At 69.4% G+C, this 19,815-nt stretch carries 18 protein-coding genes; 9 read left to right on the top strand and 9 right to left on the bottom strand.

What is annotated here, in order from left to right:
* Position 1 precedes the first annotated feature (1 nt).
* From dxr to GIY23_RS17100, 4 genes are all read left to right on the top strand, one after another.
* Positions 2 to 1,285, top strand: a complete 1,284-nt coding sequence (gene dxr / locus GIY23_RS17115; protein WP_154077589.1) for a 1-deoxy-D-xylulose-5-phosphate reductoisomerase — start codon at positions 2 to 4, stop codon at positions 1,283 to 1,285.
* Positions 1,285 to 2,568, top strand: a complete 1,284-nt coding sequence (locus tag GIY23_RS17110; protein ID WP_154077588.1) for a M50 family metallopeptidase — start codon at positions 1,285 to 1,287, stop codon at positions 2,566 to 2,568. The genes dxr and GIY23_RS17110 overlap by 1 nt, the downstream gene beginning before the upstream one ends.
* 239 nt (positions 2,569 to 2,807) lie before the next feature.
* A complete protein-coding gene (ispG, locus tag GIY23_RS17105; RefSeq protein WP_154077587.1) occupies positions 2,808 to 3,956 on the top strand; it encodes a flavodoxin-dependent (E)-4-hydroxy-3-methylbut-2-enyl-diphosphate synthase in 1,149 nt (382 codons plus the stop codon).
* 131 nt (positions 3,957 to 4,087) lie between these two features.
* The gene (locus tag GIY23_RS17100) at positions 4,088 to 4,918 is read left to right on the top strand and encodes a GNAT family N-acetyltransferase (protein WP_154077586.1); all 831 of its coding nucleotides are present in this window, start codon (positions 4,088 to 4,090) and stop codon (positions 4,916 to 4,918) included.
* Positions 4,919 to 4,981: 63 nt separating this feature from the next.
* On the opposite strand, the gene GIY23_RS17095 is transcribed toward GIY23_RS17100, so the two are convergent.
* Positions 4,982 to 5,437, bottom strand: a complete 456-nt coding sequence (locus tag GIY23_RS17095; RefSeq protein ID WP_154077585.1) for an RNA-binding protein — start codon at positions 5,435 to 5,437, stop codon at positions 4,982 to 4,984.
* Between the two features lie 72 nt (positions 5,438 to 5,509).
* Here GIY23_RS17095 and GIY23_RS17090 point away from each other — a divergent pair, with 72 nt between their 5' ends.
* Both GIY23_RS17090 and map read left to right on the top strand, forming a co-directional pair.
* Positions 5,510 to 7,339, top strand: coding sequence for a penicillin-binding transpeptidase domain-containing protein (locus GIY23_RS17090; protein WP_228717347.1), 1,830 nt, complete (start codon positions 5,510 to 5,512; stop codon positions 7,337 to 7,339).
* Between the two features lie 189 nt (positions 7,340 to 7,528).
* Positions 7,529 to 8,386, top strand: coding sequence for a type I methionyl aminopeptidase (map, locus tag GIY23_RS17085; protein ID WP_154077584.1), 858 nt, complete (start codon positions 7,529 to 7,531; stop codon positions 8,384 to 8,386).
* Between the two features lie 41 nt (positions 8,387 to 8,427).
* Here the strand turns inward: map and GIY23_RS17080 are convergent, their stop codons facing one another.
* The 6 genes from GIY23_RS17080 to GIY23_RS17055 are packed head-to-tail and all read right to left on the bottom strand — an operon-like array spanning position 8,428 to position 15,340.
* Complete coding sequence (locus GIY23_RS17080; protein ID WP_154077583.1) at positions 8,428 to 9,645, bottom strand: CoA transferase; 1,218 nt, start codon at positions 9,643 to 9,645, stop codon at positions 8,428 to 8,430.
* Entirely contained in the window at positions 9,642 to 10,862 is a 1,221-nt protein-coding gene (locus tag GIY23_RS17075; RefSeq protein ID WP_154077582.1) for an acetyl-CoA C-acetyltransferase, read from the bottom strand. The genes GIY23_RS17080 and GIY23_RS17075 overlap by 4 nt, the downstream gene beginning before the upstream one ends.
* Positions 10,859 to 12,502, bottom strand: a complete 1,644-nt coding sequence (locus GIY23_RS17070) for an AMP-binding protein (RefSeq protein ID WP_154077581.1) — start codon at positions 12,500 to 12,502, stop codon at positions 10,859 to 10,861. Before GIY23_RS17070 ends, GIY23_RS17075 begins: the two co-directional genes overlap by 4 nt.
* A complete protein-coding gene (locus GIY23_RS17065; RefSeq protein WP_154077580.1) occupies positions 12,499 to 13,323 on the bottom strand; it encodes an alpha/beta fold hydrolase in 825 nt (274 codons plus the stop codon). Before GIY23_RS17065 ends, GIY23_RS17070 begins: the two co-directional genes overlap by 4 nt.
* Positions 13,320 to 14,153 (bottom strand): MaoC/PaaZ C-terminal domain-containing protein, encoded by an 834-nt coding sequence (locus GIY23_RS17060; protein ID WP_154077579.1) that lies wholly within the window; start codon positions 14,151 to 14,153, stop codon positions 13,320 to 13,322. The genes GIY23_RS17065 and GIY23_RS17060 overlap by 4 nt, the downstream gene beginning before the upstream one ends.
* Entirely contained in the window at positions 14,150 to 15,340 is a 1,191-nt protein-coding gene (locus GIY23_RS17055) for an acyl-CoA dehydrogenase family protein (protein ID WP_154077578.1), read from the bottom strand. The genes GIY23_RS17060 and GIY23_RS17055 overlap by 4 nt, the downstream gene beginning before the upstream one ends.
* A gap of 111 nt (positions 15,341 to 15,451) precedes the next feature.
* Here GIY23_RS17055 and GIY23_RS17050 point away from each other — a divergent pair, with 111 nt between their 5' ends.
* The 3 genes from GIY23_RS17050 (at position 15,452) to GIY23_RS17040 (ending at position 17,989) form a co-directional block, all read left to right on the top strand.
* Positions 15,452 to 16,075 carry a TetR/AcrR family transcriptional regulator gene (locus tag GIY23_RS17050; RefSeq protein ID WP_154077577.1) on the top strand — a complete coding sequence of 208 codons (624 nt, stop codon included), beginning with the start codon at positions 15,452 to 15,454 and terminating at the stop codon, positions 16,073 to 16,075.
* Positions 16,076 to 16,166: 91 nt separating this feature from the next.
* A complete protein-coding gene (locus GIY23_RS17045) occupies positions 16,167 to 17,498 on the top strand; it encodes an MFS transporter (protein WP_154077576.1) in 1,332 nt (443 codons plus the stop codon).
* Entirely contained in the window at positions 17,495 to 17,989 is a 495-nt protein-coding gene (locus GIY23_RS17040) for a nuclear transport factor 2 family protein (protein ID WP_154077575.1), read from the top strand. The genes GIY23_RS17045 and GIY23_RS17040 overlap by 4 nt, the downstream gene beginning before the upstream one ends.
* 3 nt (positions 17,990 to 17,992) lie before the next feature.
* Here GIY23_RS17040 and GIY23_RS17035 read toward each other — a convergent pair whose 3' ends face one another.
* On the bottom strand, positions 17,993 to 18,859 hold the full coding sequence (locus tag GIY23_RS17035) for a dioxygenase family protein (RefSeq protein ID WP_154077574.1): 867 nt from the start codon (positions 18,857 to 18,859) through the stop codon (positions 17,993 to 17,995).
* Positions 18,860 to 18,959: 100 nt separating this feature from the next.
* Complete coding sequence (locus tag GIY23_RS17030) at positions 18,960 to 19,784, bottom strand: cytidyltransferase (RefSeq protein ID WP_154077573.1); 825 nt, start codon at positions 19,782 to 19,784, stop codon at positions 18,960 to 18,962.
* Between the last annotated feature and the right edge of the window lie 31 nt (positions 19,785 to 19,815).

The raw sequence follows: 19,815 nt of genomic DNA, 5'->3' as shown, positions 1-19,815 counted from the left end.
GATGAGTGCTTCCGATTCCCCAGCGCCGCCACCGGTCGCCCGCTCCGGGCAGGCGGCCTCCGCAGGTCCCGAGTCAGGGGACCCGAGGTCGGTCGTCGTCCTCGGCTCCACCGGCTCCACCGGGACGCAGGCACTCGACGTCATCCGGCGCAACCCGAAGCGGTTCCACGTGGCCGGGCTCGCCGCGGGCGGCAGTGACCCGCGGCAGCTCGCCCAGCAGGCACTCGAGTTCGACGTCGACGCCGTCGCGGTGGCGCGGGGCACGGCGCTGGAGGACGTGCAGCTCGCGCTCTACGCCGAAGCGCAGCGCCGCGGCTACCGCGACGGCGAGTTCCGGATCCCACGTCTGCTCGGCGGCCCGGACGCGACCGTCGATCTGGTGCGCAGCACCCCGGCGGACGTCGTGCTCAACGGCATCGACGGCTCCCGTGGCCTGGCGCCCACGTTGGCCGTGCTGGACACCGGTGCGCAGCTGGCCCTCGCCAACAAGGAATCGCTCATCGCGGGCGGACCGCTCGTCCTCGCCCGCGCCGCACCCGGCCAGATCGTGCCCGTCGACTCCGAACACTCCGCGCTCGCGCAGTGCCTGGCCGGGGGGCGCGCCGACGAGGTCGACCGGCTCGTGCTCACCGCCTCGGGCGGCCCGTTCCGGGGCCGGAACCGCGAGCAACTCGCGGAGGTGACGGTGGAGCAGGCGATGGCCCACCCCACCTGGACCATGGGCAGCGTCGTCACGATCAACTCAGCGACCCTGGTGAACAAGGGACTCGAACTCATCGAGGCCCACCTGCTGTTCGACCTCGCCTACGACCGGATCGACGTGGTCGTCCACCCGCAGTCGATCGTGCACTCGATGGTGACGTTCACCGACGGTTCCACCCTCGCCCAGGCCAGTCCGCCCGACATGCGGCTGCCGTTGTCGCTCGGCCTCGACTGGCCGCACCGGGTCGCCGGGGCGGCGCCCGCACTCTCCTTTGCCGAGGCCACCGCGTGGACGTTCGAACCACTGGACGAGGTAGCCTTTCCCGCCGTGTCGCTGGCCCGTCACGCAGGCAGCGAAGGCGGTTGTCTGCCCGCCGTCTACAACGCCGCCAACGAGGAAGCACTCGAGGCGTTCGTGCAAGGCCGCACCGGATTCACCGGCATCGTGGACACTGTGGGTGACGTACTCGCGGCGGCCGACTCGTGGCGGTCCGAACCGGCGAGCGTCGACGAGGTGTTCGCGGCCGAGCGGTGGGCACGCGCGAAGGCCCGAGAGCTGGCCGCAACGAGGAGTGCGAACTGATGCTGGTGGTCCTGGGAATACTGATCTTCTTCGTGGGGCTGCTGGTCTCCATCGCCTGGCACGAGCTGGGCCACCTCGCGGCCGCGAAGATGTTCGGCGTCAAGGTCACCCAGTACATGGTCGGGTTCGGGCGCACCGTCTGGTCGCGGAAGAAGGGCGACACCGAGTACGGGATCAAGGCCATCCCGTTCGGCGGCTACATCCGCATGATCGGCATGTTCCCGCCGCAGAAGGAGGAGGAGTACGGGCGCACCGCCTCCTCGGCGCCGTGGCGAGTCATGATCGAGGACGCCCGGCAGGCCGCCGCCGAGGAGGTCACCCCACAGGACGCGCACCGGCAGTTCTACCAGCGCTCCCCGTGGAAACGGATCATCGTCATGTTCGGCGGCCCGTTCATGAACCTGATTCTGGCCATCGGCATCTTCGCGGGCATCCTCATGGGCTACGGCGCGCAGGAACCGACGAAGACGGTCGCCACCGTCAGCGAATGCGTCATTCCCGCCGACGCGCAGGACAAGGAGAACTGCCCCGCCGGAGCGCCGCCGTCCCCCGCCGCGCAGGCCGGATTCCAGCCCGGCGACGAGATCGTCGAGTTCGACGGCAGGTCCTACGCCAGCTGGGACGAGCTGCGGGTGGCCATCCGCAACTCCAGTGGCACCGTTCCGGTCGTGGTCGAACGCGACGGCCAGCGCGAGATGCTCACCGCCACGCTCATGCAGAGCGAGCAGTACGCACTCGACGGCTCGGGGGACACCGAACGCGTCGGCTTCCTCGGTCTCGCCCCCACCCAGGTGCTCGTCCAGCAAGGGCCGGGGGAGGTCGCCCAGCGGTTCGGCGAGATCATCACCCTCACCGTGCAGAAGGTCCTGCAGCTCCCGCAGCGCGTCCCGGACCTCGTCGCCGCCATCGGCGGGGACGAGCGGGAACAGGACTCGCCCGTCGGCATCGTCGGTGCGAGCCGAATCGGGGGCGAGGTGCTCTCCTACGAGCAGGCGAGCGTGGACGAGCGGCTCATCACCATGGTCAACTTGCTGGCCGGGGTGAACCTGTCGCTGTTCGTGCTGAACATGCTGCCGATCCTGCCGCTCGACGGCGGCCACATCGCCGGTGCCATGTGGGAGTCCGTGCGCCGCGGGTTCGCCAAGCTCTTCCGACGCAAGGACCCGGGTCCGTTCGACACCGCCAAGCTCATGCCGCTGGCCTACGCGGTGAGTCTCGTGTTCATCGCGTACTCGCTGCTGGTACTGGTCGCCGACATAGTCAACCCGGTGACCCTGTTCTGACACCCGCTCACCTTGTTCTGACGGGTGCGGCCGAGTGCCCTGCCGGGCCGCGTGAGCCTTTGTGGTTGCTATAGGCACCAAAAAGGCTCACGCGTGCCGGGGTGACGCAGGACGCAGGTGCCGGGAGCGCGGGGTGCGAGGGGGTCGCCGGTATTGTGGAGAGCGGCTGAGGCCCGACGCGGCACCCCACCGCGCACGGGGACAGGCATCCGAGCACAGCCGAAGGTGGAGAGAACCCGATGACCATCGATCTGGGTATGCCCGGCACGCCGGCACCGACCTTGAGCGAGCGCCGCACGACCCGGCAGTTGCAGGTCGGTCCGGTCGGAGTGGGCAGCGATCACCCGATCTCGGTCCAGTCGATGACGACGACCAACACCACCGACATCAACGGCACCCTCCAGCAGATCGCGGAGCTGACGGCGTCCGGTTGCGACATCGTCCGGGTCGCCTGCCCCACATCGGACGATGCCGAAGCGCTCCCGATCATCGCGCAGAAGTCGAAGATCCCGGTCATCGCCGACATCCACTTCCAGCCGAAGTACGTCTTCGCCGCCATCGAGGCGGGCTGTGCGGCCGTCCGCGTCAACCCGGGCAACATCCGCAAGTTCGACGACCAGGTCAAGGAGATCGCGCAGGCCGCGAAGGACCACGGCACGCCGATCCGGATCGGCGTCAACGCCGGGTCGCTGGACAAGCGGTTGTTGGAGAAGCACGGCAAGGCCACTCCCGAGGCGCTGGCCGAGTCGGCGCTGTGGGAGGCGAGCCTGTTCGGGGAACACGACTTCCACGACATCAAAATCTCCGTCAAGCACAACGACCCGGTCGTGATGGTGCGCGCCTACGAGCTGCTCGCCGAGCAGTGCGACTACCCGCTGCACCTCGGCGTCACCGAGGCCGGGCCTGCGTTCCAGGGCACCGTGAAGTCGGCCGTCGCGTTCGGCGCGCTGTTGCGGCAGGGCATCGGCGACACGATCCGGGTGTCGCTGTCCGCGCCGCCGGTCGAGGAGATCAAGGTCGGCACCCAGATCCTGCAGTCGCTGAACCTGCGCCCCCGCAAGCTCGAGATCGTCTCCTGCCCGTCGTGCGGGCGCGCGCAGGTCGACGTCTACAAGCTCGCCGACGAGGTCACCGCTGGTCTGGAAGGCATGGAGGTGCCGCTGCGCGTGGCCGTGATGGGCTGTGTCGTCAACGGTCCCGGCGAGGCTCGCGAGGCCGACCTCGGGGTGGCTTCCGGTAACGGCAAGGGCCAGATCTTCGTCAAGGGCGAGGTCATCAAGACCGTTCCCGAGGCGCAGATCGTCGAGACGCTGATCGAGGAAGCCTCGCGCATCGCCGAGGACATGGACGAAACCACGGGTGAGGCACCCAGCGTCACCGTCGGCTGATCGCAGGCGGCACCGCTGTCGCCCGGCGCCGGGCGCAGGTCTTGCCCTTTTCGGGTGATGGCGTCGGCAGTTCCCGCCACTGTCCGAGGGCGGGAGAGCGCACCCTCCGGGTCGTCTGGCACTCTTGCTCCGTGCTGAAGCTCGCCGGGGCGCGGTTGCTCGAGGACAGTGACGCGCGAGAGGTTCGGTCCGTTCTCGAGGCCGATCCCGTCGCCGCGTGCATGGTGGCCGCCCGCTTCGAGACCGCCGGGCTGCACCCGTGGCGGCTCGGCGGTGAACTGTGGGGTTTCGGCGGACTCGACGGCCTGTGCTTCTCCGGCGTCAACCTCATCCCGTTGCAGGGTGACGCCACCGCGATGCGCGCCTTCGCCGACCGCGCGCTGAGTCGCCGCCGCGTGTGTTCCTCGCTGGTCGGCCCCTCGGAGCAGGTTCTGGGCCTGTGGAGCGAGCTGGCATCGGGTTGGGGACCGCCGCGGGAGATCCGCCCGGAGCAGCCGGTGATGGTGCTCGACACGCCCCCGCAGGTCGACCCGGATCCGCTGGTACGCCGGGTTCGGCCGGACGAGCTGGACCGTTACCTGCCTGCCGCGATCGCGATGTTCACCGAGGAGGTGGGCATCGACCCGTGCGCGAACGGTGGAGCCGCCGGCTACCGCGCTCGGGTGGCCGAGCTGATCGCGGGTGGTCGCGCGTTCGCCCGATTCGACGGCGACGAGGTGGTGTTCAAGGCCGAGATCGGGGCGTTGTCGCGTTCGGTGGGGCAGATCCAGGGCGTGTGGGTGCATCCGGACCGGCGTAGTTGTGGCCTCGGCACCCGCGGAACCGCGGCGGTGGCGGAGCGGTTGTCGGCGATCGGCCGGACCGCGAGCCTGTACGTCAACGGGTTCAACGTCGCCGCGCGGATCGCCTACCGCAAGATCGGCTTCGAGGAACGCGGCGTGTTCGCCACCGTCCTGTTCTGAGCGCCTGCCGTTGATCTCACTCTGGGAAGCGACGGCCCCGCCGACGAGAGCCAGCATCGAGGCCTAGAGCCCGTCGTAGCGGATCGTGCCGAAGCACCATTCGGACCTCAGCCACTCGTGCACCGCATGCCGGAGCGGCAGGTCCATGTCCGCCCGGTCTGCGCGCACCCATGAGCGCGCGTGGGCCACGGTGGCATCGCCCTCCGCCGGATACACGTACACGCACCCGATCACGTCGGCGGCGTCTTCGGCGTCGAGCACGGTGAACGTGAAACCCCGGTGCTTCCCGAAGTCCTCGGCGTGCTTGCGGAGATCGGCGAGGTTCGCGTCGAGCCCCATGCCGTCCTGCGGCGGCCAGCCGTCCCGTAACGGGAAACCGGGTGTGCGCCGGACGTGGTCGATGCTCGAGGTCCACGCCGCATGGTCGGCTTCGTTGTGTTCGGGACCGAGCGGCGCCAGCACGAACTCGGCCGTGGCGAAGGCGCGTGGTGGAACGAAACCGGCTGGAACGAAGGTCATGACGCGGGCCGCGAGTCCTTTCGGCGGACCGGACCGTGACCGGCCGCATGGATCTTAGGCATACTACGCGTCGTGTCTGATCCGCAGAGTCGTCGCAGCCCGCTGACCCGGTTGCTGGTGGTGTTGCTGCTGCTGGCCCCGGTGGCGGGGTGCGGTGTGTTCGAGCAAGGCCCCTCCGCCGATGACGTCGCCGAGTCGTACCTGCAATCGGTGGCGGCCGGGGACGACGCCGGTGCCGCGCAGCAGACCACGAATCCGGATGCTGCCCGCCGAGCACTGGAGTCCACCCGCCGGTCACTGTCGCCGGAGTCGGTGCGCACCACGGTCAAGGACGTCTCCGCCGAGGGCGGTGACGGACCGGTGCGTGCGACGTTCGACATCGCATGGGACTTCGGCAACAACCAGGTCTGGAGCTATGAGGGGTCCGTGCGGCTCCAGGAACAGGAGCAGGGACCCGGCGGCTGGAAAGTCCAGTGGGAACCCTCGGCGATCCACCCCGAGCTGCAGGAGGGGCAGTCGCTTCGGTTCGACGCGCTCAAGGCGGATCCGCAGCCGTTGCGAGGCCGCAACGGAGTGGAGCTGATGCGCCCGCAGACGCTCGTGTCCGTGGCGCTCGACCCCGCCGCGGCCGGCGACGTGTCCGCGGTGGCGGGCGAACTCGGCAGCGCGCTCGGGCAGGTCGATCCCCGAATCACCCGTGACTCGATCCTCTCCGGGGTGAACGAGACTCCCGACGGTCAGGCGTACGTGGTGGCGCAGTTGCGGGCGGAGGACTACGACCGCGTGCGGGGGCAGATCTCCGAGTTGCCGGGAGTGTCGTTCCCGGCGCAGTCGAAGCTGCTCGCCGACGACCGCGAGTACGGGACGCAGGTGCTCTCGGGTATCGCGCAACACGTCGACGAGCAGCTCGAACGCAACGCGGGTTGGTCGGTGTCGATCGTCGACGCGCAGGGCGCTGCGGTGCAGTCGTTGCAGGAGCAGCGGCCGAAGCCTGCCGCGCCGGTCACCACGACGTTGAGCGACCAGGTGCAGCGGGCGGCCGAGCAGGCTGTCGACCCGGTGCCGCAGGCGGCGATGGTGGTGGCGATGCAGCCGTCGAGCGGAGACGTGCTCGCCGTCGCGCAGAACCAGCCTGCCGACGCGCAGGGGACACCGGCGCTCACCGGGCAGTACCCGCCCGGGTCGACGTTCAAGATCGTCACCGCGTCGGCGGCGTTGTCGAGCGGCCGGGTCACCGCGGACGCGCCGGTGGACTGCCCGCGGTCGAAAGTCTTCGACGGGCGCACGGTCCCCAACGACAAGGACTTCGAGCTCGGGACGGTGCCGCTGACGCAAGCGTTCGCCCGCTCGTGCAACACGACGTTCGCCCAGCTCGGCGTTGATCTGCCGCCGAACGCCCTGCCGGATGCCGCTCAGCAGCTCGGGCTCGGGGTGGACTTCGTGATGCCGGGGGCGACGACGATCACGGGGAAGGTGCCGCCGCCGGAGACGACGACGGCGAAGGCGGCGAACGCGTTCGGGCAGGGCACGGTCCTGGCCAGCCCGTTCGGCATGGCGCTGGCGACCTCGACGGTGGCCAACGGCCGAATGCCGTCTCCGACGTTGATCGAGGGCACCGAGACCCAGGCCGACGCGCAGCCCGAGCCCCCGCCTCAGCGCACGCTGGACCAGCTGCGGCCGATGATGCGTGAGGTCGTGCGTTCCGGGACGGCGACCCAGCTCCAGGGGTCGGGAGACGTCGCGGGCAAGACCGGCACCGCCCAGTACGGGGACGGCGAGCGTTCGCACGGCTGGTTCGTCGGCTACCGGGGGGACCTGGCGTTCGCGGTGCTCATCACGGACGCGGGTGAGTCGGGCCCTGCCGTGGACCTGGCGAAGGACTTCCTCGACAGCGCCCCGTGAGTGCCCGAAATCACATCCGACGGTGAGTTCGAGCTTCGCCGGCACCCCCGGCAACACCCGCCAGGGTGGGGACAACTCCGCACCCTGTGGACAACGGGGTGGCAAATTCGCGCGAATTTGCCACCCCCGAGGTGCGGGAGGGGGCCGGGCAGCGCCGTCGGGTGGTGACGACGTTCTAGAGTGAGGGTTATGCCGGTACGCGCCCCTTTGCAGCCAGGTCAGCAGACACCGCGACGTCCGGTGCCGTCGAGCATCGTGCGTCCGGAGTACGTCGACAAGCCGGCTCCTGCGCCCAACACGGACCCGGACGTCCAGCCGCCCGAGGTGATCGAGGCGATGCGCGTCGCGGGCCGGCTGGCAGGGCAGGCGCTCGCCGAGGCGGGCAAGGCGGTCGTGCCGGGTGCGACCACCGACGACATCGACAGGGTGGTCCACGAGTTCTTCGTCGACAACGGCGCCTACCCGTCGACGCTCGGATACCGGGGATTCCCGAAGTCGTGCTGCACGTCGCTGAACGAGGTCATCTGCCACGGCATCCCGGACTCGACGGTGATCGAGGACGGCGACATCGTCAACGTCGACGTCACCGGCTACATCGGCGGCGTGCACGGCGACACGAACGCGACGTTCGTCGCGGGGGAGACCTCGGAAGAGGTGCGGCTGCTCGTCGAGCGCACGCACGAGGCGACCATGCGTGCGATCAAGGCCGCGAAGCCGGGCAGGCAACTCAACGTGGTCGGTCGCGTCATCGAGTCCTACGCGAAGCGGTTCGGCTACGGCGTGGTCCGGGACTTCACGGGTCACGGCATCGGCCGTTCGTTCCACAGTGGACTTGTGGTGCTGCACTACGACGACCCGTCGGTGCAGACGGTCCTCGAGCCGGGCATGACGTTCACCATCGAGCCGATGATCACCCTCGGCACCCACGAGCACGACCTGTGGGAGGACGGCTGGACGGTGACCACGCAGGACAAGAGCTGGACCGCCCAGTTCGAGCACACCATCCTCATCACCGAGACCGGCAACGAGATCCTCACCCAGCTCTGAGTGAGGGGCATCGATCCCGCAGCGCTGAGCCCGCAGCTCGCTCAGCGCGGGTCCGCGTCGATCACGCCGTCCTGGTGGAGCTTGCCGATCTGGTGGTCGGCGAGTCCGAGCACCTCGGCCAGCACCTGGTGGGTGTGTTCACCGTGGCGAGGCGCGGCAGAGGCTTCGCCGTAGCTTCCACCCGAGCGCAACGCCGGGCGGGCGGCGACGGTGCGGCCGATACCGGGCTCGTTCACTCTGGTGAGCACGGACGGCGTCTCCGAACGGTCGTGTGCGGCGACGACCTCGTCCATCTCGCGGTACCGGCTCCACAACACCCCGCCGGTCTCGAGCCGGTCGGCGACCTCCGCGAGGTCGCGTTCGGCGAACCAGGGACGCAGGATCGCTGTGATCGTCTCCCGCAGCCGGTAGCGGTCGGATTCGCGCGCGAGGTCGGCGTCCAGCGCCTGTTCCAGCGCCGCGAAGACCTCGCTCGTTCCGGTGGCGGTGCAGAGTCCTCGCCAGTGCCCGGGTGTCAGCGCGACGACCATGACGTGTGCGTCGTCGCGCGTCGTGAAGTCCACCCCGAAACTGCCGTAGAGATGGTTGCCGTGTCGCGGGCGCGGACCACCGCGCTGCTCGGCTTCGGCCAGCCAGCCGAGGTTGGCGACTCCGCTGGTGGCGACGTCGGCCAACGCGAGTTCGAGGTAGCTGCCGCGGCCCGTCTTCTCCCGCTCGCGCAGCGCCGCGAGCAAGCCGGTGGCCGCCGTCATCCCGGTGAGCAGGTCCCATGCGGGCAGCACGTGGTTGACCGGACCGCGCGCGTCGGCTCCACCGGTGATCGTCGGGATTCCGACGTCGGCGTTGACCGTGTAGTCGACCGCCGGTCTGCCGTCGGGATGACCTTGCACGTGGAGGTGGACGAGGTCGGGCCGCCGCGCGGAGAGCTCCTCGTACGAGAGCCAACGACTTCCGGCGACGTTGTCGACGAGTAGCCCGGCGTCGGGACCGTCGGTGGTGATCAGCTCGGTCACGAGTTCTTTGCCCGCGTGGCTTCGCAGGTCGACCGCCAGCGATCGTTTGCCCCGGTTCAGCGCCGCCCAGTACAGGCTTTCCCCCTCCGGTGCCAGCGGCCAGCGGTACTGGTCGGCAGGGCCGCCGAGTGGCACGACCTTGATGACGTCGGCACCGAGTTGACCGAGTGCCAGGCAGCCCGACGGGCCCGCCACGAAGCTGGCGCACTCGACGATGCGGAGACCGGTGAGGGGCCGGGAACTCATGCGCTCGCCTCGAAGATCGCGGCGAGTCCTTGGCCGCCACCGATGCACATCGTCTCCATGGCGTAGCGCGCCTGCCTGCGCCGCAGCTCGTGGGCGAGGGTGGCGAGGATGCGCACCCCGGTCGCGCCGACCGGGTGGCCGAGGGAGATGCCCGAGCCGTTGACGTTCAGCCGCTCGAAGTCGTCGGAGCCGAAGCCCCATTCTCGCGTGCAGGCGAGGACCTGCGAGGCGAAGGCTTCGTTCAGCTCGATGAGATCCATTTCCGCCCAGGACAACCCGGCCCGGTCCAGGGCCTGTTCGGTGGCGGGGACAGGGCCGATGCCCATTCGGCACGGTGCCACCCCCGCGACCGCCCACGTGACCAACCGCGCGTACGGCGCGAGTCCGAGGTCTTCGGCTCGCTGCCTGCTCATCACCAGGCATGCGGCCGCGCCGTCGTTCTGCCCGCTGGCGTTGCCTGCGGTGACCGTCGCGTCCGGGTCGTCGCCGCCCATCACCGGCCGCAATCCGGCCAGTGATTCGAGTGTGGTGTCGGCGCGAGGATGTTCGTCGCGATCCACGACCGTGCCTTCCCGGCCGCGTGTGCCGGGCACGGTCACCGGGACGATCTCGTCGTCGAACCGGCCCTCGTCGATAGCGGTGACGGCGCGCCGGTGGGACTGCAGCGCGAGTTCGTCCTGTTCCTCGCGCGCGATGTCGTACTCCCGTCGGAGGTTCTCCGCAGTGCCGAGCATGCCCGCCGGGACCGGGTGGTTGCGTCCGCCCGCGGTCACCCGGGCACGTGCGAGGCGGTCGTGGAGTTCGACGCCGCCGCCGCGGACACCCCACCGCATCTGGTCGGAGTAGAACTCGACGCGGCTCATGCTTTCGGCGCCACCGGCGAGGACGACGTCGGCCACGCCGGTCTGGATCCGCATCGCAGCGTCGATGACCGCTTGCAGCCCCGATCCGCAGCGGCGGTCGAGCTGCAGTCCGGGCACTTCCACGGGCAGGCCCGCGTCGAGCCCAGCGACCCGCCCGATCGCCGGTGCCTCGCCGTTCGGGTAGCACTGTCCGAACACCACGTCGTCGATGGCTTCGGGGGCCACACTCGTCCGGTCCAGCACGGCGCCGATGACTCCGGCTGCCAGGTCGGTCGCCGGGAGGTGGGCGAACTGGCCGCCGTAGCGTCCGACTGGCGTGCGGACCGGCTCGACGATCACCGCGTCGATGCTCATCGTCTCCCCTCCGTGGAGTGTTCGGGTGTGTGTCGCGCGCGGGCCCATTCGCGCAGGGTGGCCGCGTGGATCTTGCTGCCGTTGGTGCCGGAGGTCGTCGGCATCGACGGGATGACGTGGATCTCGGAAGGAACTTTGAAGCGGGCGAGCGTGCCTCCGCACCAGTCGCGAAGTTCGCCGGGATCGACCTCGCACTCGTCCACGGGAACCACGTAGCCGACGGCGAGCGTGGCCCCGTCAGGGCCGTCGATGCCGACGACCTTGGCGGTGTGCACGGCGTCGTGCTCGACGAGTCGATGCTCGATCTCGGCCGGGTCCACGAGGAATCCGCGCAGCCGGAGCGCGTCGCCGATACGGCCGCGGTAGTCGACGGCGCCGTCGGCGGAGACCACGGCGAAGTCTCCGGTCCGGAACCATCCGTCGGTGGTGAACGACCGTGCCGCGGCCTGCGGGTCACCGAGGTAGGCGTCCACGACCGTCGGACCGCGCAGTTGTAGTTCACCCTGTTCGCCGACGGCCACCGCGTCCTCGGTGACGGGATCGACGGCGCGGACCTCGGTCGCGGCGGAGACCGGGCGACCGCCGCCGTTCCAGCGCCGCGGTTCGGGTTCGTCGGGTGGCCAGAACAGTGTCAACGCGAACACTTCCGAGGAACCGTAGACACCGGTGGTCCGGGTGCCGAACTCGTCGCGCGCCCATTCGGCGATCTCGTGCGAGCGGCCGAGGAAGTCGGCCATCCCGGCCCATCGCCAGCTGGACAGGTCGCGAGGACGAGCTCGCCAGGCGTCCTGCAGACGCACCAGCATGTCGTCCGCCCCGACGACGTGGGTGACGCCGTGCCTGGCCATGTCGTCCACGACGGTGACGTCGTCGAAGACCGGTTCGAGCACGCACACCGCGCCGCCTGCGAGCGCGGCCATGGCCGTGTTGAACCCGAAGACACCGGACAACGGCAGCACACAGAGGACGGCATCGCCGGTCCGTACGTCCATTCCCGCGGCGTCGTCGCACGCGTGGCCGACGACGGCCGATTCGGTGTGGGCGGCGAGTTTCGGCTTCCCGGTGGAGCCGGAGGTCGTGAACGCCACGGCGAGGTCGTGGCCGCCGGACTCCGCGGACGTCGTCGGGGGCGTGTCGGGCGGGGACGGGATCCAAGCTCCTGCGCCCAGGTCGTAGCGATCCGTCTCGGCCGGTGCAGTCCTGTACGGACCGGCTACGACCGCCACCGACGGTGCCGATGTCGTGGTGCGAGCCGTCGCCGTCCGGAGGGTGCCGAGCAGGTCCAGGCCGTGGAAGTCGTGGGCGACGGCGATCACGATCGGTCGCGCCCTGTCGAGCACGTGAGTGAGTTCGTCGACGTTGTAGCGCGTGTTCACCCCGATCACGTGCGCGCCGAGCGCGGCGACGGCGAACTGCCACACGAGCGTGTCCGACCAGTTCGGCAGCCACACGGCCACGCAATCGCCCTGACCGACCCCCCGTTGACGCAGGTCCTCACGCAACTGCTCACTGCGCCGGTGCAGGTCGTGACGGCTGACCGTGACGGGATCGGACACACCCGCGTCGATCGCGACCACGGCTGCGGGATCACGCTCGGCGAGTTCGCGGAGCAGAGCCGCCAAGGTCGTCGGATGTCTCATGCGTGCACCTCGCTCCGAGAGGTAGTGGGGGCCAGCTCGCCGAGCCAGCCGTCGAGCACCGTCGGGAAGTCCACGATCTCTTCCATCGGGTAGTGACCGATCCCGGGCAACACGGTGCATCGTGCGTCGGGGAGGTGCTCGGCAGCGCGCCGTGCCCGCTCGGAGTTCACCCAGAGGTCGTCTTCGCCGATCACGAGGCGAGCGGGACAGGTGATCGACGACAGCGTGTCCGTGAGGTCGTGCGCAGCCCAGCCGAGTAAGTCCGATGTGGACACTTCCGGGTCTTCTCGCCGGTGCATGCGCGCGATCAGCTCGGCGCGGGCGGGGTCGACGTCGCGTCCGACGACGGCCAGCGTTCCGAGGTAGGTGCGGTCGGTGCGGCTCGCCGCGGCGACATCCTCCAGTTCACGCCGCAGCCCCGCGGCGCTGATCTCACCCGGCATCGGTTCGGCGGCCATCGCCACGACGCCCCGTGCCTCGTCTGCCATCCGTGCGGCGAGGTCGAGGGCGATCTTGCCGCCGATCGAGCATCCGACGATCCAGGGATCGTGCACCTCGAGCGCGTCGAGCAGGTTCCGCAGCCACCGCGCGTAAACCCCGAGGTCGTCCACGGCGCCGCCCGGAGCGGGTTCGGACCGGCCGTGGCCGGGCAGGTCCGGCGCGATCACCCGGTATCCGCGTTCGGCGAGCGCACCCGTGGTGTGGCGCCACTGGACCCCGGACTGCCCGGCGGTGTGCACCAGGAGTACCGGCGGGCCCGAGCCCGCGAGCTCCACGTAGGACAAGCAGCTGTCGACGGTGAGATAGCGGGCCTCGATCATGGCGAACCCCCTTGCTGCGCGAGCGTGCGTGCGTGGTCGATCAGCGTGTGCAGCACCTTCGTCAGTCGCAGGTACTCGTAGCCGCTGCCGGAGACCTGGAACCGGCCCCGCATCGCCCGCTGCATGAAGTCGTTGTCGTCGCCGGTGAGCAGCTCGGTCCACTCGGACTCGTCGGCACCGAGCGTGAACGTCGACCCGTGCGGCGACCGCCTGCTGACGTCGATCACGCGTCCCCGGTAGATCCGCAGCTGGGTTTCGTCGGCGCCGCAGCGCAGGCCGATCGTCCCGTCCCAGCTGGCGATCGCCGAGGTGAACCGTTCGTCGTCGGCGGCCAGCTCGGCGAGAGCGCTGCCCCAGGCGACCGTGCCGAACGCGCGCGCGACCGGATCGGGGCCGGTGGTGCGGGCACGGAGGAGCATCGCGCTGGTGCCGTCCTGCACGGCCACGTCGTCCTGGTTGAACAGCGTCACGTGTCGCGTGACCACGCCTTCGTCCTGCTTCGACGTCCGGCGGCAGCGGGTGATGGTCATCTCGAACCGGAGGGTGTCGCCGACATAAACCGGAGCGCGGTACTGCCACTGGGTGTCCAGCACGCTCACGATGGTGTCGTCGACCAGGTGCAGGTCGTGGAAGAGCCCGAAGAACACGGCCTGGCCGAACGGTGCGTGCAGGACGGGACGGTCGAAACGGCCCGAGCCGCCGTCGACGTGCAGCGGATGGCGGTCGCCGCTGAGCTCGGTGAAGGCTTTGAGGTCCTGGTCGGTGACCGTGCGGGTGCCGCTCGTGTAGCGCGCTCCGACCGCGAAGTCTTCGAAGTGCATCGAGGTCATGCGGACCGCCCGAGAAGCTCGTCGGAGATCACCCGGAGCTGGATCTCCGAGGTGCCCTCGAAGATGCGTGTCAACCGGGCGTCGCGCCAGTGTCGTTCCACGGCGAAGTCGGTCGTGTAGCCCGCGCCGCCGTGGATCTGCAGCGCCTCGCTCGTGACGCGCTCGGCCATCTCGCTGGCGGACAACTTCGCCATCGACGCCTCGAGGGAACACCGTCGTCCCTGGTCGATCTCGGTCGCCACGTGGTACATGAGTCGCCTGCTCGCTTCGATCTCGGTGGCCATCTGGGCGATCTTGAACCGGATCGCTTGGAAATCACCGATCGGGCGACCGAACTGTTCGCGCTCGCGGACGTAGGCGATCGAGTCCTCCAGCCCGGCCCTGGCCAGCCCGATCGCCCGTGCCGCCGTGTGCGCACGGCCGACCTCCAGGCCGCTGACGGCGAGGTAGAAGCCGCGCCCCTCCTCGCCGAGCAGGGCGTCGCCAGGGAGCCGGACCTCGTCGAAGGACAGTTCCCACGTGTTCCACCCGTGGTAGCCGATCTTGCGGACCTTGCTCCCCGTGACCCCCGGAGGGAAGGTGCCGCGCGGCTTCTCGACGAGGAACGCGCTGATACCTCGGTGTGGCTTCGCCGGGTCCTTGTCCGGGTCGGTGCGGGCGAACAGGACGAGGTAGTCGGCTTCGTCGGCGTAGGTGCACCACATCTTGGTGCCGGTCACGACCCATTCGTCGCCGTCCCGGCGGGCCCGGCAGGACAGGTTGGCCACGTCCGATCCGGCTTCGGCCTCGGACAGCGCGTACGCGCCGAGGTACTCGCCGTTGGCGACCAGGGGGAGCAGCCGTTTCTGCTGCTCTGCGGTGAATCCGCCACCCATCCCGTTGCCGCGCGCCAGCAGTCCGGACACGCTCAACCACGCACGGGCGAGTTCCTCGGCCACGAGGCAGTACTCGAAGACGCCCAGTCCGAGGCCGCCGTGCTCCTCCGGGATCAGCAGGCCGAAGAACCCCATCTCGGCCATCTGGCCCCGCAGCGAGTCGGGAATCGCCCCTTGCTGCGGGTCGAGTTCGTTGGCCAGCGGCAGCACCTCGTTCATCGCGAAGTCCCTGGCGAGTGCCTGGATCTCGCGACGCTCGTCGGTCAGGGGGCCGGGCACGGCCGTGGCGGATGTGTCGGGACGGTGTGTCATGGCACTCCCTCGGCGGTACAGGCGTGCTCTGGCCGAACTGACAGGAACGAACGACCGTTCTTGTTACTGAAGCACTCCGACGCGCCGAAGTCAACCGGTAGCCTCGCCGACATGAACAGTCGTTCTTCCTCCGTGGCCCTCATCGGCGAGACCGGGCGACGCAACGAGGCGCCCATCCTCAACGCGGCGCTCGTCGCGTTCGGCGAGGAGGGGTTCAACGGGGCGTCGATGCGCGAGGTCGCCAAGCGCGCGGGAACCAGCCTGTCCAACCTGTACAACTATTTCCCGTCCAAGGCGCACTTGCTCGCGGAACTGTTGCGCCGAGCCAACGACGAACTGCTCGACCGCACGAGCAGGGCCGTCGAGCGGATCGGTGACGGGCCGGCCGCGCGGCTGCGGGAGGCGGTCAAGGCGTACGTGGAGTTCGTCGTGGACCACCAGCTCGCAGCGCTCGTCGCGATCAGCGAAGTGCGGTACCTGCAGGGGGAGAACCGGGATCAGGTGGTGCGAGCGCGCGACCGGACGCAAGCGATCTTCGACGAGATCGTCGCGGAGGGCGCGGCGTCCGGGCTGTTCGCGACGCCGTATCCGCAGGACGCCGCCCGCAACATCGTGACCATGTGCTCGGCGATCTCCACCTGGTACCACGACACCGGCAGGCTTTCGCGCGAGGATCTCGCCCAACAGCACGCGCACTATGCGCTCGCGCTCGTGGAGACCCGTCCCGGGCACTGATCCGCACCGCATCGACGGCGGGTGGTCTTGTCACTCGGAGCGCCTCCCGCTACGTTGAGAACGATCGTTCGTACTCTTCGGAGGTGGCGGAATGCAGACCGACGATCGACCAGCGGGAATGGGCCGCCTGACCGGGGCCGCGGTCCTCGCCACCACGCTCGAGTGGTTCGACTTCATGATCTACTCGACCGCCGCCGCGCTCGTGTTCGGCAGCGTGTTCTTCCCCGAGTTCAGCGGGGTCGCGGGGACGTTGGCGTCCTTCGCCACGTTCGCGGTGGGGTTCGTCGCCCGGCCCCTCGGCGGGATCGTCGCGGGTCATCTCGGCGACCGCTTCGGACGCAAACCACCCCTCGTCGGCGCGATGGTCGTCATGGGTGGGGCGACCTTCGGTATCGGCCTGCTGCCGACGTACGACGCCATTGGCGTGGCTGCGCCGTTGTTGCTCGTGGCACTGCGCCTGATCCAGGGGCTCGGCGTCGGCGCGCAGTGGGGAGGTGCTGCGTTGCTGCTCACCGAACACGCGCCCGTGGAGCGCCGCGGCTACTACGGAAGCTTCATCCAGATGGGCTCGATTCTGGGCGCGGTGACCGGCAACCTCTTCTTTCTCGCGCTCGTGGCGACCATGAGTGACGACCAGTTCCAGAGTTGGGGTTGGCGAGTGCCGTTCCTGTCCGGGCTGTTCCTGGTGGCGATCGGCATCTACGTGCAGCTCAAGATCGAGGACACGCCCGTGTTCCGGAGCATGCGTCAAGGCTCGGCGGCGGGCACCGTGCGGCGATCGCCGCTGGGTCTGGCTCTGCGCTTGTACCGGCGGGAGATTCTGCAGGCGGCGGGCGCGTTCTTCGTCGTCAACGCGACCTTCTACGTCCTCATCAGCGGCATGCTCGACTACGGCACCGAGTACGCGGGCCTGTCGCGCACGGGCATGCTGATGTGCGTGCTGGGCGCCGGAGCTACTCAGATCGTGACGATCCCGCTGTTCGGGGCGCTCAGTGACCGCAAGGGACGTCGCACGCAGTACCTCGTCGGCGCGGTGCTCATGGCCGCCTTCGCGTTCCCGCTGTTCTGGTTGGTGGGCACCGGCTCGGTGCCGCTCGTGCTGCTCGGACTGACGATCGCCTTCACCATCCACGCGGTGATGTTCGGGCCGCAAGCGGCGTTGTTCGCGGAGATGTTCCCCGCCGACGTGCGGTACTCGGGCGCTTCGCTGGGCTTCCAGCTCGCGTCGGTCTTCGCGGGCGGTCTCGCTCCGTTCATCATGACCGCGTTGCTGGCCGCCGCCGGGGCGTGGTCGGTGTCGCTGTACATCGTCGTCATGGCCGCACTCACGTTCGTCGCGGTCTACACGGTGCGGGAGCATTTCCGGCGAGACCTGCACGCGACCTCGAACGAGGTCCGGACATCGGAGGGAGTCAGCGCATGAACGACCTGGAAACCAGGGTCGCGCGCCTCGAGGACATCCACGAGATCGGCCAGCTTCGCGCGAAGTACTGCCAGTACCTCGATGACGGCCGTTGGGACGAGCTCGCCGACCTGTTCACCGAGGACGGGGCGTTCGTCGGGCTCTCCACCGCGCAGGGCCGCGAGCAGCTGCGTGAGTTCTTCCCGCGCCTGCAGCACGGTCCGCTCACGGCGTGGTGGCACTTCAGCTCGAACGAGACCGTCACCGTCGACGGCGACGACGCGCAGGGCGAGACGTGGTTGTACCAACCGTGCGTCGTCGACGGTGAGCCGCACGTCGCGGCGGGGCGCTACACCGACGTCATGCGCCGCGAGTCCGACGGCCGGTGGCGTTTCGTCGAGCGCTGCGTGTCGTTCTTCTGGTGGTGCGAGCTGCGGTCCGGTTGGCAACCGGGCGGTATGGAGTGGGAGCCCGCGAGAACGGCGCTCGACCCGCGGTACGCCACGGAGTGACCGTCACGCGAGGCGTCCCTCGGTTTCCAGGCTGATCTCGACGTCAACGAGCCGAAACGGTGCCTGTACGCCGTAGGCCTTGGCCTGATCCTCGTCGTCGACCTGTACGAACTCCGTGACCAGGCTTTGCTTGACGGCGAAGACCGCGTCCGAGTCGATGTAGGGGCTGTCGGCGACGAACAAGTGCGTCGTGACGGGTTCGTGTCCGGCCGCCTCGGCGAGCAGGTGGATGTGCGCAGGCCGGTACGGGTGACGCCGGGCCGTCTCGAGCAGTGCGCCCACGGGGCCGTCGGTCGGGATCGGGTAGTGGCTCGGTACGACGGTGCGGAACCAGAATCGGCCGTCGTCGTCGGAGCGGAACAGGCCGCGCCCGTTGCCCAGCGGCTGCACGTCGGGCTGCTGCACGTCGTAGAAGCCCTCCGAGGTGCACTGCCAGATGTCCACGCTCGCCCCGCGCAGCGGCTCGCCGTCGGTGGAGACGACGCGCCCGGTCACCACACACGGTTCACCCTCGCCGAGCAGGTCGATGTTCTCGCCTGCGTCCCGCTGCGGCGACTCGACGGCGTGGAACGGGCCCAGCACGGTGTTCTCGGTTCCACCGTGCTGCCCGTTGATCGTCTCGACCAGCATCGACACGCCGAGGACGTCGGAGAGCAGGATGAATTCCTGCCGGGTCTCGTCGCACGTCTGGCCGACCTCGGTCAGGAAGTCGACGGCTTTCGCCCACTCGTCGTGCGACGGCCGGACTTCCCGGACGAAGTCGTGCAGATGCCGGGTGAGCGAGCCCAGCACCGCCCGCAGGCGAGGGTCCTCGGTGTTGGCGAAGCTGGCGACGACCGCATCGGACGCCGTCTCTTCGGTGAAGTCCATGTTCAGGGTTCTTCCTCAAAGTAGGTCTTACTGGTCGTGACAAGATACGACGCCAGCGATTCCGTCATCCACAAAGGACTCCTGCGTTCGGCTGGGAGTGTCACTCCCGTCGTCGCTCGAGGAATTCCAGGTTGACCGCGCCGGGGGAGGGAGGCAGAAGCAGGATCGCGCCGTCCGGCGACACCCGCACGTGCACCGTGTCGGTTCCGGTGCGGGCGACATAGAGCCCGGCGGCGGGGATCGCGGTTCCCGCGGGAAGCCGCAGGTATCCGGTGGTGTCGCAGTAGGCGTCGATCCGGTGCGGTCTGCCCAACGCGTGCGTCGCGGCGCGAACATCGCCGCTGCGCAGGCAGGTGCGCACGTGCGTTGACGAGTTCGGGTGGTCTCGCACGCTCGTCAAGTTGACGCCGTGCGCGCGAAATCCGTGGTTCCGGCCGAGTTCGCGCAGGGTGTCGACCGTTCCCGAACCCTTGTGGCCGAACGTGAAGTTGCTGCCGACGACGACCTCTCGCGCCTCCAACGTCCGCACCAGCACCCGGTCGACGAAAGAATCGGCGGTAACTCGGGCGAGTTCCGGGGTGAACGGCAGTACCAGCACCGCGTCCACCCCCAGTTCGTGGACGAGTTCGGCACGGCGTTCGACGGTGGTCAGCGTCGCCGTGTCGCGGTCGATGCCGACGACTCGGGCGGGATGCGGGTCGAAGGTCACCAGCACGGTCGGCAGTCCGCGCGCCCGTCCCGCACGGACCGCGTGGCCGATGACCGTCGAATGTCCCTTGTGGACTCCGTCGAACACGCCGAGCGTGACCACGCACGGACCCCACCCGGCGGGGACCTCGTCGAGTCCGTTCCACAGGAACGGCCCGGACGAAGGCCTGTCGAGCAGAACGGTCTCCGAGCCGTCGTATCGTGCGTCAGCGTTCATGGGTGCTCCCGATCGAGGGTCGGCCGGGCCG

Origin of the sequence: Allosaccharopolyspora coralli (genome assembly GCF_009664835.1) — a bacterium.
GTDB lineage: Bacteria > Actinomycetota > Actinomycetes > Mycobacteriales > Pseudonocardiaceae > Allosaccharopolyspora > Allosaccharopolyspora coralli.
Note: the sequence above shows the minus strand (reverse complement) of the source record. Positions and strands in the feature narration are given on the sequence as shown.

Bases quoted from the DNA above. Each gene is read 5' to 3' on its own strand.
- ispG (WP_154077587.1), top strand. From the start codon at position 2,808: ATGACCATCGATCTGGGTATGCCCGGCACGCCGGCACCGACCTTGAGC.
- GIY23_RS17065 (WP_154077580.1), bottom strand. From the start codon at position 13,323: ATGATCGAGGCCCGCTATCTCACCGTCGACAGCTGCTTGTCCTACGTG.
- GIY23_RS17075 (WP_154077582.1), bottom strand. From the start codon at position 10,862: ATGAGCATCGACGCGGTGATCGTCGAGCCGGTCCGCACGCCAGTCGGA.
- GIY23_RS17060 (WP_154077579.1), bottom strand. From the start codon at position 14,153: ATGACCTCGATGCACTTCGAAGACTTCGCGGTCGGAGCGCGCTACACG.
- GIY23_RS17040 (WP_154077575.1), top strand. From the start codon at position 17,495: ATGAACGACCTGGAAACCAGGGTCGCGCGCCTCGAGGACATCCACGAG.
- GIY23_RS17045 (WP_154077576.1), top strand. From the start codon at position 16,167: ATGCAGACCGACGATCGACCAGCGGGAATGGGCCGCCTGACCGGGGCC.
- GIY23_RS17110 (WP_154077588.1), top strand. From the start codon at position 1,285: ATGCTGGTGGTCCTGGGAATACTGATCTTCTTCGTGGGGCTGCTGGTC.
- GIY23_RS17070 (WP_154077581.1), bottom strand. From the start codon at position 12,502: ATGAGACATCCGACGACCTTGGCGGCTCTGCTCCGCGAACTCGCCGAG.
- GIY23_RS17080 (WP_154077583.1), bottom strand. From the start codon at position 9,645: ATGAGTTCCCGGCCCCTCACCGGTCTCCGCATCGTCGAGTGCGCCAGC.
- GIY23_RS17030 (WP_154077573.1), bottom strand. From the start codon at position 19,784: ATGAACGCTGACGCACGATACGACGGCTCGGAGACCGTTCTGCTCGAC.
- GIY23_RS17050 (WP_154077577.1), top strand. From the start codon at position 15,452: ATGAACAGTCGTTCTTCCTCCGTGGCCCTCATCGGCGAGACCGGGCGA.
- GIY23_RS17095 (WP_154077585.1), bottom strand. From the start codon at position 5,437: ATGACCTTCGTTCCAGCCGGTTTCGTTCCACCACGCGCCTTCGCCACG.
- dxr (WP_154077589.1), top strand. From the start codon at position 2: ATGAGTGCTTCCGATTCCCCAGCGCCGCCACCGGTCGCCCGCTCCGGG.
- GIY23_RS17055 (WP_154077578.1), bottom strand. From the start codon at position 15,340: ATGACACACCGTCCCGACACATCCGCCACGGCCGTGCCCGGCCCCCTG.
- map (WP_154077584.1), top strand. From the start codon at position 7,529: ATGCCGGTACGCGCCCCTTTGCAGCCAGGTCAGCAGACACCGCGACGT.
- GIY23_RS17035 (WP_154077574.1), bottom strand. From the start codon at position 18,859: ATGGACTTCACCGAAGAGACGGCGTCCGATGCGGTCGTCGCCAGCTTC.